Origin of the sequence: Vibrio sp. 10N.286.49.C3, assembly GCF_041469545.1 — a bacterium.
Classification (GTDB): domain Bacteria; phylum Pseudomonadota; class Gammaproteobacteria; order Enterobacterales; family Vibrionaceae; genus Vibrio; species Vibrio tasmaniensis_A.
Genome location: NZ_JBFRKT010000024.1, coordinates 96,081 through 108,595 on the forward strand (window position 1 = coordinate 96,081; position 12,515 = coordinate 108,595).

Here is a 12,515-nt window from a genome sequence, read left to right on the forward strand (position 1 = left end):
ATCACTTTTCTACTTTGAGATTAAACCTAACCACACTTTGGTCTTCATTCTGAGGTGTCATTTCTACCCCAATTGATTCACCGTGATATTCAGCACACCCCTCGATTAATCCCAAACAAACGTGAGACATACATCGTGCGCTTTTATAGTCAAAAACAAGTTGCGCTTCGGTCGTGGTGATAAAGCTAAATTGTGGAGGCTCAGCATCTGGGTAGAGCTTCTTCACTTCTACGTGAATGTAACGCTCTACGTGCTGAATAAATTGAAAAGTGGTGTTGCTATGAGCGAGGCTCGCTTTATTCGGTAATGAGGCCAGTAAGTTCTTAAAAACCGATTGTCCAAAAACACGTTGCAGGCTCGCTGCATCAATATCGGTTTTCTTACTCAAGTTTATAATCAATCGAACAAGATCTTTGTGGTCGTAACTTCCGACTGATGTGTAGATCCCTTCATCTTCTGACATCTCTAGAACTTCTTCCAAAAGCTCTAACCCAAACTTGTCTTCAACAAGCTCTAAAAATTCGGTGAATATGATTCCTTTCATTTCATACCTTTTCTTCTATTTCTTTTTAGAATGGTCCACTAAGTCATTGTTATCAAATTCTTAAACAGAAAATGTACGTTTCATCACCCAATTTATGACATGGATAACGCTTACTAGTAGAAGTACACATATTCAAATATAGCAAAATCCGTCACTCTTAGAAGATTGGGAACATTTACCTTGAAAAACGCCGCTACCCAGTCCCTTCTTATTTCCAGTTATTGCCGGTACTAACGGAGGAAAGTGAAGGCAAATTCGAAATTGGTAATCAACACACGGTTATGACTATACTTAAAATCATAATAATCAATATATTGGCTTTATATGAACAAAGATAACTTCCTTCAACAATTCCAGCTCAACTCTACCGTTGGCTATCACCCAGAATCCGTTGAGCGCGTTTCACATATCAATGACGATCAATTGCGTAAAGCAGCAGTGGTAGTCGGCTTAGTGGAACGAGAGGATGGTTTACATGTTATTTTTACGAAAAGAGCCGCTCATTTAAAACATCACCCTGGTCAAATCAGCTTTCCTGGAGGGAAACACGAACTCTCCGATCCTTCTATGCAATTCACCGCACTTAGAGAACTTCACGAAGAGGTCGGAATCCGATCGGATCAGGTTAAAATTGTTGGGCAATTACCTACTTTGAGTACCATTAGTAAATTTTTAGTTACACCGATTGTTGTAGTGGTCGATTCGGACTATAAACCCATCATCGATGAGAACGAAGTTGCTTCGATTTTTGAGGTGCCCGCCACCTATGTTTTAGACCAAGCCAAGTTACACAGCCACACTGTTAACTTAAAAAAAATCAAGCATCGTGTTTTTGCCATGCCCTTCCAAGAGCACCTAATTTGGGGCGTTACGGCTCAAATCATCCAATCACTGCAGCAACACGTAGTGCAACAAATTACATAGAAACTACGTTTTGTTTAATCCTTGTTAACAAACACAGCCTTTTCCATGGAACAGATTTATTAATCCAATTTTACGCAAACGTTTCCCTGGTATAATTCTGTACAACCCCGCCTTTCACATAAGATAAACTAATAGCACGCATGAGCATAAATCACCTGTGGCACGCTATTTTCGTGATCAAAAATCCGTTTTTCGCATATCATGTGACACGCCGTTTCATTACATGATTTAGATCTATTTTTTGTAGAAGAAAATTCTGCAGAATTAGCCCCGACTTATTTCCTGTTCCCAAAAAATGAGTAATTTAACATGAACACAACAACTTCTTCGGCAAATGCCGTTACAGATACAAGCAAGTTTAACTATAAAGATTTCACCTGGTGTCTATCACTATTCGGTACAGCAGTTGGCGCTGGTGTACTATTCCTTCCAATCAAAGCTGGTGCGGGTGGTTTTTGGCCGCTAGTTATCCTAGCTTTAATCGCGGCACCAATGACTTGGTTCGCACACAAATCTCTAGCTCGTTTCGTACTGTCTTCTAAGAACCCAGAAGCAGATATTACAGACACAGTTGAAGAACACTTCGGTAAGACTGGCGCGAACCTTATTACTTTCGCTTACTTTTTCGCTATCTACCCAATCGTTCTTATCTACGGTGTTGGTATCACAAACACGGTTGACTCTTTCCTAGTAAACCAAATGGGCATGGAATCTATTCCTCGTCCTCTTCTTTCTGGTGCACTTATCCTTGCTATGACAGCAGGTGTTGTATTCGGTAAAGAACTGATGCTTAAAGCAACTTCAGCAATGGTTTACCCACTAGTATTCATCCTACTAGCATTGTCTTTCTACCTAGTTCCTGATTGGAACACTTCAATGATGGAAACAAGCCCAGAATGGTCAGCAATGCCTTCTATTATCTGGCTTGCGATTCCAATCATCGTGTTCTCTTTCAACCACAGCCCAATCATTTCACAGTTCTCTAAAGAGCAACGTCGTGTGTACGGTGAAGACGCGGTTAAGAAAACTGACGCGATCACTGGCGGCGCAGCAATGATGCTGATGGGTTTTGTAATGTTCTTCGTATTCTCTGTAGTACTTTCTCTATCTCCAGAGCAACTAGCAACAGCGCAATCTCAAAACATCTCGGTTCTTTCTTACCTAGCTAACGTTCATGAGTCTCCACTTATCTCTTACATGGGTCCTCTAGTGGCGTTCGCAGCAATCACTTCTAGCTACTTCGGTCACTTCCTAGGTGCTCATGAAGGTCTTGTTGGCCTAATCAAGTCTCGCTCTGGTTCTTCAATCAGCACGATTGAGAAAGCTTCTCTAGCGTTCATCGTTGTTACAACTTGGATTGTTGCGGTAGTTAACCCAAGCATCCTAGGTATGATTGAAACAATGGGTGCTCCAATGATTGCAGCTATCCTGTTCCTAATGCCTGTATTCGCAATGAACAAAGTACCAGCTATGGCTAAGTACAAAACTTCAGCACCTGTGCAAATCTTTACAGCTTTATGTGGTCTAGCGGCTATTAGTTCTGTAATCTACGGCGCTCTTTAATCTCAAGCCCTTTTTATAAGATGACATTCATCTTATATGGCGAGGTTAGACAAAAAATATAATGATAATAAATGAGCCTCCCTACTCCCCTTGGGAGGCTCTCTTTTTGAGGTAATCGCTATGATTAGTGTATTTGATATCTATAAAATCGGTGTTGGTCCATCGAGCTCACATACAGTTGGACCAATGAAAGCGGGTAAAGAATTTATTGATGACCTACGTTCAATGGGAAAATTGCGCGACATCACTAAAATCACCGTGGACGTATATGGATCACTATCACTGACAGGGAAAGGTCACCACACAGATATCGCAATCATCATGGGTCTTGCTGGCAATACTCCTGAGCGTGTTGATATCGATTCTATTGCAGGCTTCATTGCTCGAGTAGAAGAAACTGAACGTCTACCTGTCGGTATGCACTGTCATACTGTTTCGTTCCCTCGCGACGGCGGAATGAACTTCCACACTAGCAACCTTTCTCTACACGAGAATGGCATGAGCATTCATGCTTGGGTTGATGACGAAGTCGCATATTCAAAAACGTATTACTCAATTGGTGGTGGTTTCATCGTTGACGAAGAGAACTTCGGCAAAGAAGAAGAAAACCCAATTAAAGCACCTTACGAATTCACAACAGCGGAAGAGCTGGTTAATCAGTGTAAAGAAAGTGGTCTTTCTATCAGTACACTGGTTATGAAAAACCAAGCGGCTTTCCACTCAGACGAAGAGTCTCGCACTTACTTCGCTAACATCTGGAAAACGATGCGTGAGTGTATGGATCGCGGTATGAATACTGAAGGTATCCTGCCTGGTCCACTGCGTGTACCTCGTCGTGCAGCAGCACTTCGCCAACAGCTGATCACGTCAGAAAAAACAACTAACGATCCAATGACGGTTGTTGACTGGGTGAACATGTTTGCTTTCGCAGTAAACGAAGAAAACGCAGCGGGCGGTCGTGTAGTAACGGCACCAACAAACGGCGCGTGTGGCATCATCCCTGCTGTATTGGCTTACTACGATAAGTTCATCCAAACAGTGACAGAGAAAGATTACATCCGTTACTTCGCAGCGTCTGGCGCGATCGGTGGTCTTTACAAGCGTAACGCTTCTATCTCTGGTGCTGAAGTTGGCTGTCAGGGTGAAGTTGGTGTGGCATGTTCTATGGCTGCTGCTGGTCTTGCTGAGCTTATGGGTGGTAGCCCAGAGCAAGTATGTATGGCTGCAGAAATCGGCATGGAGCACAACCTAGGTCTAACGTGTGACCCAGTTGCTGGCCAAGTACAAGTTCCATGTATTGAGCGTAACGGTATTGCTGCAGTTAAAGCAATCAACTCAACTCGTATGGCACTTCGTCGCTCTTCTGCTCCTACTGTTTCTCTAGATAAAGTTATCGAAACAATGCTAGAAACCGGTAAAGACATGAACGCTAAATATCGTGAGACATCTCAAGGTGGTTTGGCAGTTAAGGTTGTTTGTTAATTAGCATTAGTTTATTAATAGCTTTCGAATCAATCTGCTTTTAATGAGCAGATAATAAAAAGGAACGCATATGCGTTCCTTTTTTTATGTCTCAATATCAGTTGCTGTCCGGCACAGCAACTGAAGCGATTGGTTAAATCACTTGAGAGATAAGCAAGAAGCAACCAAACAACAATGAGAAAAGCATCATTGGTCGACCACCTTCAGCACTGTATCTGTCTTCCGCTACCTTCATAAAGCGTTGCTTATGAACCATCACCAGAGGAACAAACACGGCTAAGAACACTAAGATGATACCTGCATAGTTCAACACTTGTAGGAACTTATCTGCAGCAAGCAGTGAACCCGCCAGCGGCAAGATAAAACTAATGCAGTAAGTGACCGCTGTGTTTTGGTTAAACATGTCTCTGTTCTGGTTGAACAAAGACATCGCTACACCAAAGAAAGAGGTCAACAACGCCAAGCCAGTGAAGGTAGACAGAACGTTACCCACCCAAGGAGACTGAGCCTCAAACGCCGCCATCAAATCTGATACGTTCTTGAAGCTTCTGAATTGCTCTTCGCTCAAATTACCCACTACCGCAAACAACCAACATAAGTAACACACTAATGGGATCAGAGAACCGACGATCACCATGTTACGCAGCTGTTTGTCTGTCGCTTCGTGGTTGTAAGAAACCAAGGTTGGAATCACAACCATAAAGCCAAAGCTCGTAAACAGGATGGCACTGGTTTTGATTAGATCAACATGGTCATGGCTGGTTACCTGCATCAAGTTTTCTTGAGTCATGCTCGGCGCTAAGAACACCATGGTTGCAAACAAGCTAGCAAGCATAACGAAGAACAAAGCACGGTTGAGTTTATCAATCACACCGGTGCCACTTGCGACGACAGCGCCAGCAAGTAACGTAAACACGACTTGGCTCGTGGTCGCGGTGAGTTCAACGCCAAAGTTAGACAGTAACTTACTCAGTAAGTCACCTGCGCCCAGAATGTAAGCCATCAATAGGCAAATCAATAACGCGTAAAGTAGGCCGTTGGTAATCAACTGACCTTGTTTGCCCAAGGTTTTTCGGGCAATTGAGTTTAGTCCTAGACCACCACCCGCTTTGATGGTCGCTTCTAGAAGTAATAATGCTGCGTAAGTGGTACCAAAACAGATCAGAACCATCAGCAGCGTGCCGTAAAGCAATCCAAATTGAGCTAATACCATTGGGATCGCAAGCATACCAGCACCGAGAGCGGTACCAGCGATAATTAGGGAGCTACCCATCATTTTAATATTCATTGTTTTTAACTTATTTGTTTAGTTTTTATAGATATGAGTCTTCGTACATCGAGCGGATGACAAAGGAGTTCAGATAGAAATAGAGTTATAAAACGAATAACAATAGGAGCGATAAGCGGTAAAGAAGCGTGCAGAGACGTGGTCGAACAAGGTGTTCAAAGGGGAGCTTGTCTTAAAAGAGGTAAAACGAGAAGCGTGAGTTTGCGTTAACTGATGTGGTGAACCTTCTGTAGGTTCAATAATCGGCGATGTAATCTTGAATTTCATGTATGTGTCCAATAATTAAGTCACATTCCATAGTATTTGAAGCAGCGCATCCATTGCTGCCCTACCTCTGTCATTAGAGGTATTTTCATCTTATCGAATGAGCTTTGAAACACAACGCTATAACCACATTTTTTGCTATTAAATTGAACAAAATAGCCATTTGGATACAAATCGACCACCAAACCGCGTAAAACAATAATCATTATTAATAAAAAGCGGAACTATAAACACCCCACCCCATAAACAACAAAGCTTGTATAAAGAGCACCCAAACATATATGACAGCTACAAAAAAGGCGCTCTTGTAAGCGCCTTTCGTTCGATTATAGCTTTTAAGGCTATAACCTTGAAAGCTATAGTATTGAAGACTGTTGCCTTGATAGCTGTAACTTTGATAGCTGTATCTTTGAAATCTACAGCATCGAAACCTTATTCACCGCGGTAGATACAACCCGCTGTACATGTTTCTTTAATCTCAACCTTGCTCAAAAGTGGCAAGCTTGGTTTAAGTTCATTCCAGATCCACTTAGCCAATACTTCACTTGTCGGGTTTTCTAAACCTTCAATGTCGTTTAGGTAGTAGTGGTCTAAACGGTCGTAAATTGGTTTGAATACAGCTTTAATTTCAGAAAAGTCGATTACCCAACCTGTATGCGGGTCAACTTCGCCTTCTACGTACAAACGAACAAGAAAAGAGTGACCATGCAAACGACCGCACTTATGCCCTTCTGGCACGTGTGGAAGATGGTGGGCTGCTTCAAACATAAACTCTTTGTATAACTCAGTTCTCATTGTGTTTCTCAGGCTAAAAAAATGACACGCAATATTACGTAAAACCAATGCACACTACAAGTTCTATCACCACTGTACGGCCTTATTAGCTGCAAGGGGGGAGCTTGTTGCTAGCCACTCACTTGAGTCACAATAAAACACATATAAAGATGGCTTGAAAATCACCATACGCTTAGCCCTCTCGCCAAATGAGAAACAAACCCGCTACATCACAGAAACATAACCACAACCGGAGTGTGGTCACACAATCGGTCATACCCCATAGGTGGTAGAGCGGCTTACACGTAAAGTATGCATGTCATTATACTTAATAAAAACAAACACCTTATGCGCTCAACAATCACCTTTAAAATCCTAGTAGCCCTCGCCATTGTGTTCACTTTCTTGCTTGCAATATCGACTTACTTTCAATATTCGCAGCAAAAGCAACTTGTAAACTCGGTGTTAAGTGAGCAGCTTCATGATAAGGCAAGCAACTATTTCGATAGCCTTAATATGATGATGCTGACTGGCACCATGGCACAAAAAGAGACCCTTCGTCAGAAAGCGTTAGCGCAAGAAGGCATTGAAAATGTTCGTGTACTGCGCGCCGATGCAGTGAGCAAATTGTACGGACCTGGCAATGACAACCAAACACCTATTGATGATATCGATAAACGAGCGCTAGCAGGCGAAACTGTTATCGAACCCTTTTCTGCCGATTGGGGTAAAGGCTTGGTTATTGCTCTGCCAATGAAGTCGAGCGAGAACTATCGCGGCACCAATTGTGTGGCATGTCATATGACACCAGAAGGTGAAGTATTAGGCGCGATTCGCCTAGAATATAACCTCAGCCACGTTAACGCGCTGATCAACACTCAAACCATGGCTGCTATAGGCATTATGGCGGTTATCTCCTTCGCCGGGTTTGTTCTTACGATGGGATTAATTCGTAAGATTATCGTTCGCCCTCTTCAACAGACTTCGCGGTTTATGACCCAAGTAAGCAGCGATAAAAACCTGTCCACTCGTTTGCCCGAACAAAGTAAAGATGAGATTGGCACGCTGGCTAACGCCATCAACTCGTTCATGGGAACCGTTTCTAACAGCTTAGAAAAGGTACAAGATACTTCGCACAAACTGAATGCGTCAGCCAATCAACTGACTAGCGTTGCTCAAATTACCGAGCAAGCCGCCAGCGATCAACAAAACGAAACCACAGAAGTGCAAAACAATGTCGAAGGAATACAAGCACAACAGGTCAATGTAGAACAAGCCACTTTAACCGCGTCAGAACTCATCAATCACACCTCAGATGTGGCTTGTAAGAGTGCTAACCAAGCACATGATGCAAGTAGTGAGATTAAGAATCTAGTGAGCAGTATCGAAGAAGTGAAACACAAGATACAAACACTTAATGAGCAAACTGGAGAAGTCTCTTCAATATTGAGTGTGATTCGTGGCATTGCCGACCAAACCAACCTTCTAGCCTTGAATGCAGCGATTGAAGCGGCTCGAGCGGGAGAACAAGGTCGCGGCTTTGCGGTAGTGGCAGATGAAGTTCGTAATCTTGCATCACGAACGGCAGAGGCTACTGGCAGTATTGAGTCTATCATTCATCAGTTCCAACAAGGCAGTGAAGAATCGCTGAATTCTGCTGACCGCGTTTGCGAACAAGCACATCAAAGCTCGACAGATATCGACGCACTGTCCGTTGAAATGAACGGTGTCGTTGAAGAAATGAAACAAGTGTTAGCTCATGCACAAAATATTCAGCAACAGACGCAATCCACCACACAAGCAACCCAAGATGTGCAACAAAAAGTTGAAACCATCACTTCTCACGCCGACAACACATCGCAGTCTGCAGCTGAAACTCGTGGAATCAGTAATGATTTAGAAGAGCTGTCGGATCACCTTGAATCTCTTATCAACCAATTCACCTTATCGAACTCAAATACCAACGATAAAGGTCAGTCATAGGCCGTTAGAACTCCCCTAGCGACATCAACAAAAAAGCGCTCAAAGATGAGCGCTTTATCTTCATAACAATGTCTAGTTCGGGCTTTAAGATTTTAAGATTTTAAGATTTTAAGATTTTAAGATTTTAAGATTTTAAGATTTTAAGATCACCTTAAACCACGATTAGTGCGTAATGGAAACCGCGGTTAAATCTTTATGCTTGTGGTACATCGCGTGCTTGAATATCAGATTCGCACTCACGGTATCCATTCCTGCGACCTCTACATAAGCACCCTTTTTTCGGAACTTAAACACGACCTTATCAAGCGCCTCAACCGACGTGTTATCTAGGAACGATGCATCCGATATATCGATCGTCACTAAAGACGTGGCCTTGTCATAGTCAAATAGATCGACAAACGCATCTGAAGAAGCAAAAAAGACATGGCCTTTTACTCGATGGGTGGTGTGCAGTTCGTTAGTCACCACTTCATCGGATATAAACACCATGGATTTGCTGGCATGCGCATAAAACAGAGCCGATAACACCACACCAACCGCAACACCTATTGCGAGATTGTGAGTAAACACCACCACCGCCACGGTTGCTAGCATGGTTACATTGGTTGGGAGTGTGTGGTCTTTAAGCTCAACAACAGAACGCCATGAAAACGTGCCGATTGAAACCATGATCATCACAGACACTAAAGCCGCCATCGGTATCAGCTTCAACCAATCAGAAACAAACACCACCATTAGCAACAAAACAACCCCAGCGATCATACTGGATAATCGGGTTAAGCCGCCTGATTTGATGTTAATGATCGACTGACCGATCATCGCACACCCCGCCATACCACCGAATAGTGAGGCAACGATGTTCGCTACTCCCTGCCCTTTACACTCATTGTTTTTATTGCTTTCAGTATCGGTCAGATCATCGACTATGGTCGCTGTCATCAAAGATTCCAGTAAGCCAACCAGAGATAGAGCGATAGAATATGGCAGGATGGTTGCAAGCGTATCGAACGTGAATGGGATATTAGGAATCAAGAATACCGGCAGTGAATCCGGAAGCTTGCCCATATCGCCAATCGTTCTCACATCTAATCCGAACAACAAACTAATGATTGTCAGGGCAACAATAGCGACCAATGGAGAAGGTATTGCACGACCAAACTTGGGAAAATATGGAAGCAAGTAGATGATCGCCAAACCCAAAGCGACTAACACGTAAACACTTGAAGGAACGTTGATCAACTCAGGAAGCTGGGCCATGAAAATGAGAATCGCGAGCGCGTTAACAAATCCAGTAATCACCGATTTGGAAACGAAATTCATTAGGTTACCAAGCTTAAGATACCCGGCTGCGATTTGAATGACGCCAGCTAAAGATGAAGCAGCGAGTAGATATTCTAGTCCGTGCTCTCTCACTAAGGTGACCATCAACAGCGCCATTGCGCCCGTTGCCCCAGAGATCATCCCCGGACGACTGCCAACCAAAGCGGTTACAACACAGATACAGAAAGAAGCATAAAGCCCTACTTTAGGATCGACGCCTGCGATAATTGAAAATGCGATGGCTTCAGGGATTAATGCGAGTGCAACCACAATCCCAGATAATGAATCTCCTTTAACGTTTGATAACCAGTGTTTTTTTAAATAATTAAGCATGTAATTCTCTTTTACTTGTACAGCCAGTCCTGCCTTGTTCAGACATAATTTGATCGACTGTTTTTCTTGAATGAGCGAGCGCTCGAAAAGTGCGGGTGTAGAGAGAATGCAGGGGTTAAGGCGGCGTAATTAACACGTGAATATTAAACTCCTCTTTTAGCTTTAGTGGGAAATTAAGAAGGTGATCAAGTCCAACATGACTGAATCCGCGCCAATATAGAGTGAGTCTCAACACAATCACACTCCCATTATTGAAAACAAAGGTTTCGATTACGTCTTGCTCGTTCAACAGCTCACATAGGGTGAAAGGTAAGGCTGATGCTAAGATCGAACAAAAAACACACCCTAAAAGGTATTTCTGCTCAGTAGACACAATATTTCTTTCACCAAGCAAGAATAAAGGTTGAAGCTGTCGGTATGACAGGTAATATGTTCAATCGATTTAAAAAGTTTATACAACTTAATGTTTCGGCTAATTATTGTGCAAATGTATGTTTATTTGCAGCAATGCCAGAGACTTTGAGTTGAATTTGTCCCTCAATGGAGAATGAAATCAACATGACTTACGCGCCTGTAACAGACGTACTTGGCGGCAAGCTAGCGGTAGACAGTGAAGTAACTGTTCGCGGCTGGATCCGTTCACGTCGTGATTCCAAAGCTGGAATCTCTTTCCTTGCCATTTATGACGGCTCTTGTTTCGACCCGATTCAGGCCGTGGTTCCTAATAATCTTAATAATTACGAAGACGAAGTATTAAAGCTAACAACTGGCTGCTCTGTTGAAGTAACGGGTAAGATTGTTGAGTCTCCTGCGAAAGGTCAAGACTTCGAACTAGCAGCAACTGACGTTAAAGTTGTAGGCTGGGTTGAAGACGCTGACACTTACCCAATGGCTAAGACACGTCACTCTATCGAATACCTTCGTGAAGTTGCTCACCTACGCCCACGTACAAACGTGATCGGCGCAGTAGCACGTGTACGTAACTGTTTATCTCAAGCGATTCACCGTTTCTACCACGAGCAAGGTTTCTTCTGGACTTCAGCTCCGCTTATCACTGCATCTGATGCAGAAGGCGCTGGTGAAATGTTCCGCGTATCGACGCTAGACATGGAGAACCTACCTCGCACTGACGAAGGCAAAGTTGACTTCAATGAAGATTTCTTCGGTAAAGAAACTTTCCTTACAGTATCTGGTCAACTTAATGCTGAAGCTTACGCTTGTGCACTAAGCAAGGTTTACACGTTCGGTCCTACGTTCCGTGCTGAAAACTCAAACACAAGCCGCCACCTAGCTGAGTTCTGGATGGTTGAGCCTGAAGTTGCGTTTGCAGACCTTGACGATGTAGCGAAACTGGCTGAAGACATGCTTAAGTACGTTTTCGCTGCTGTTCTTGAAGAGCGCCGAGACGACCTTGAGTTCTTCGCTTCTCGCATCGACAAAGAAGCAATCACTCGTCTAGAGCAATTCGTAGACGCTGATTTCGCACAAGTTGACTACACTGACGCAATCCAAATCCTACTAGATTCTGGTAAGAAATTTGAATTCGACGTTGAGTGGGGCATCGACATGTCTTCTGAGCATGAGCGTTACCTAGCTGAAGAACACTTCAAAGCACCTGTTATCGTTAAGAACTACCCGAAAGACATCAAAGCTTTCTACATGCGCTTAAACGACGACGGCAAGACAGTTGCAGCAATGGACGTACTTGCACCAGGCATCGGTGAAATCATCGGTGGTGCACAACGTGAAGAGCGTCTAGACATTCTAGACGAGCGCATGATTGGTATGGGTATCGACCCTGAGCACATGAGCTGGTACCGCGACCTACGTAAATACGGCACAGTACCTCACGCAGGCTTCGGTCTTGGCTTTGAGCGTCTAGTGTCTTACGTAACAGGTATGGGCAACGTTCGTGACGTTATCCCGTTCCCACGTACACCACGCTCTGCTAACTTCTAATATCGGCTTGCTTCTTCTTTAACGAAGTCAGTATCAGATAAATAAAAACCTCCGTATATACGTAATGCCGTTCACTTAAGA

Annotated in this window: 10 protein-coding genes; 5 read left to right on the forward strand and 5 right to left on the reverse strand. The window is 43.4% G+C overall.

Annotated elements, in window-relative coordinates:
- Position 1 precedes the first annotated feature (1 nt).
- A complete protein-coding gene (locus AB4180_RS11720; RefSeq protein ID WP_102249790.1) occupies positions 2 to 544 on the reverse strand; it encodes a heme NO-binding domain-containing protein in 543 nt (180 codons plus the stop codon).
- 324 nt (positions 545 to 868) lie between these two features.
- On the opposite strand from AB4180_RS11720, the gene AB4180_RS11725 reads away from it, so the two are divergent.
- The 3 genes from AB4180_RS11725 to AB4180_RS11735 all read left to right on the forward strand — a co-directional run bounded on the left by AB4180_RS11725 (position 869) and on the right by AB4180_RS11735 (position 4,513).
- Positions 869 to 1,468 (forward strand): CoA pyrophosphatase, encoded by a 600-nt coding sequence (locus AB4180_RS11725; RefSeq protein ID WP_009847034.1) that lies wholly within the window; start codon positions 869 to 871, stop codon positions 1,466 to 1,468.
- 309 nt (positions 1,469 to 1,777) lie between these two features.
- Positions 1,778 to 3,031 carry an aromatic amino acid transport family protein gene (locus AB4180_RS11730; RefSeq protein WP_009847035.1) on the forward strand — a complete coding sequence of 418 codons (1,254 nt, stop codon included), beginning with the start codon at positions 1,778 to 1,780 and terminating at the stop codon, positions 3,029 to 3,031.
- A 120-nt stretch (positions 3,032 to 3,151) separates the two neighbouring features.
- The gene (locus AB4180_RS11735; protein ID WP_009847036.1) at positions 3,152 to 4,513 is read left to right on the forward strand and encodes an L-serine ammonia-lyase; all 1,362 of its coding nucleotides are present in this window, start codon (positions 3,152 to 3,154) and stop codon (positions 4,511 to 4,513) included.
- 133 nt (positions 4,514 to 4,646) lie between these two features.
- Here the strand turns inward: AB4180_RS11735 and AB4180_RS11740 are convergent, their stop codons facing one another.
- From AB4180_RS11740 to queD, 3 genes are all read right to left on the reverse strand, one after another.
- Positions 4,647 to 5,789, reverse strand: a complete 1,143-nt coding sequence (locus AB4180_RS11740; protein WP_009847037.1) for an amino acid permease — start codon at positions 5,787 to 5,789, stop codon at positions 4,647 to 4,649.
- Positions 5,790 to 5,870: 81 nt separating this feature from the next.
- The gene (locus AB4180_RS11745; RefSeq protein WP_131825228.1) at positions 5,871 to 6,068 is read right to left on the reverse strand and encodes a hypothetical protein; all 198 of its coding nucleotides are present in this window, start codon (positions 6,066 to 6,068) and stop codon (positions 5,871 to 5,873) included.
- Positions 6,069 to 6,497: 429 nt separating this feature from the next.
- On the reverse strand, positions 6,498 to 6,860 hold the full coding sequence (gene queD, locus AB4180_RS11750; protein ID WP_009847038.1) for a 6-carboxytetrahydropterin synthase QueD: 363 nt from the start codon (positions 6,858 to 6,860) through the stop codon (positions 6,498 to 6,500).
- Between the two features lie 327 nt (positions 6,861 to 7,187).
- Between queD and AB4180_RS11755 the strand changes: the two genes are divergently transcribed.
- Positions 7,188 to 8,822 carry a methyl-accepting chemotaxis protein gene (locus tag AB4180_RS11755; protein ID WP_102249835.1) on the forward strand — a complete coding sequence of 545 codons (1,635 nt, stop codon included), beginning with the start codon at positions 7,188 to 7,190 and terminating at the stop codon, positions 8,820 to 8,822.
- Positions 8,823 to 8,984: 162 nt separating this feature from the next.
- Here AB4180_RS11755 and AB4180_RS11760 read toward each other — a convergent pair whose 3' ends face one another.
- Positions 8,985 to 10,475, reverse strand: coding sequence for a SulP family inorganic anion transporter (locus AB4180_RS11760; RefSeq protein WP_102249789.1), 1,491 nt, complete (start codon positions 10,473 to 10,475; stop codon positions 8,985 to 8,987).
- A gap of 558 nt (positions 10,476 to 11,033) precedes the next feature.
- Between AB4180_RS11760 and asnS the strand changes: the two genes are divergently transcribed.
- Entirely contained in the window at positions 11,034 to 12,434 is a 1,401-nt protein-coding gene (asnS, locus tag AB4180_RS11765; RefSeq protein WP_004734710.1) for an asparagine--tRNA ligase, read from the forward strand.
- Positions 12,435 to 12,515: the final 81 nt, after the last annotated feature.

Excerpts from the sequence above, each read along its gene's own strand:
- AB4180_RS11720 (WP_102249790.1), bottom strand. The coding sequence starts at position 544 with ATGAAAGGAATCATATTCACCGAATTTTTAGAGCTTGTTGAAGACAAG.
- AB4180_RS11745 (WP_131825228.1), bottom strand. The coding sequence starts at position 6,068 with ATGAAATTCAAGATTACATCGCCGATTATTGAACCTACAGAAGGTTCA.
- AB4180_RS11760 (WP_102249789.1), bottom strand. The coding sequence starts at position 10,475 with ATGCTTAATTATTTAAAAAAACACTGGTTATCAAACGTTAAAGGAGAT.
- AB4180_RS11755 (WP_102249835.1), top strand. The coding sequence starts at position 7,188 with ATGCGCTCAACAATCACCTTTAAAATCCTAGTAGCCCTCGCCATTGTG.
- AB4180_RS11725 (WP_009847034.1), top strand. The coding sequence starts at position 869 with ATGAACAAAGATAACTTCCTTCAACAATTCCAGCTCAACTCTACCGTT.
- AB4180_RS11730 (WP_009847035.1), top strand. The coding sequence starts at position 1,778 with ATGAACACAACAACTTCTTCGGCAAATGCCGTTACAGATACAAGCAAG.
- asnS (WP_004734710.1), top strand. The coding sequence starts at position 11,034 with ATGACTTACGCGCCTGTAACAGACGTACTTGGCGGCAAGCTAGCGGTA.
- AB4180_RS11735 (WP_009847036.1), top strand. The coding sequence starts at position 3,152 with ATGATTAGTGTATTTGATATCTATAAAATCGGTGTTGGTCCATCGAGC.
- queD (WP_009847038.1), bottom strand. The coding sequence starts at position 6,860 with ATGAGAACTGAGTTATACAAAGAGTTTATGTTTGAAGCAGCCCACCAT.
- AB4180_RS11740 (WP_009847037.1), bottom strand. The coding sequence starts at position 5,789 with ATGATGGGTAGCTCCCTAATTATCGCTGGTACCGCTCTCGGTGCTGGT.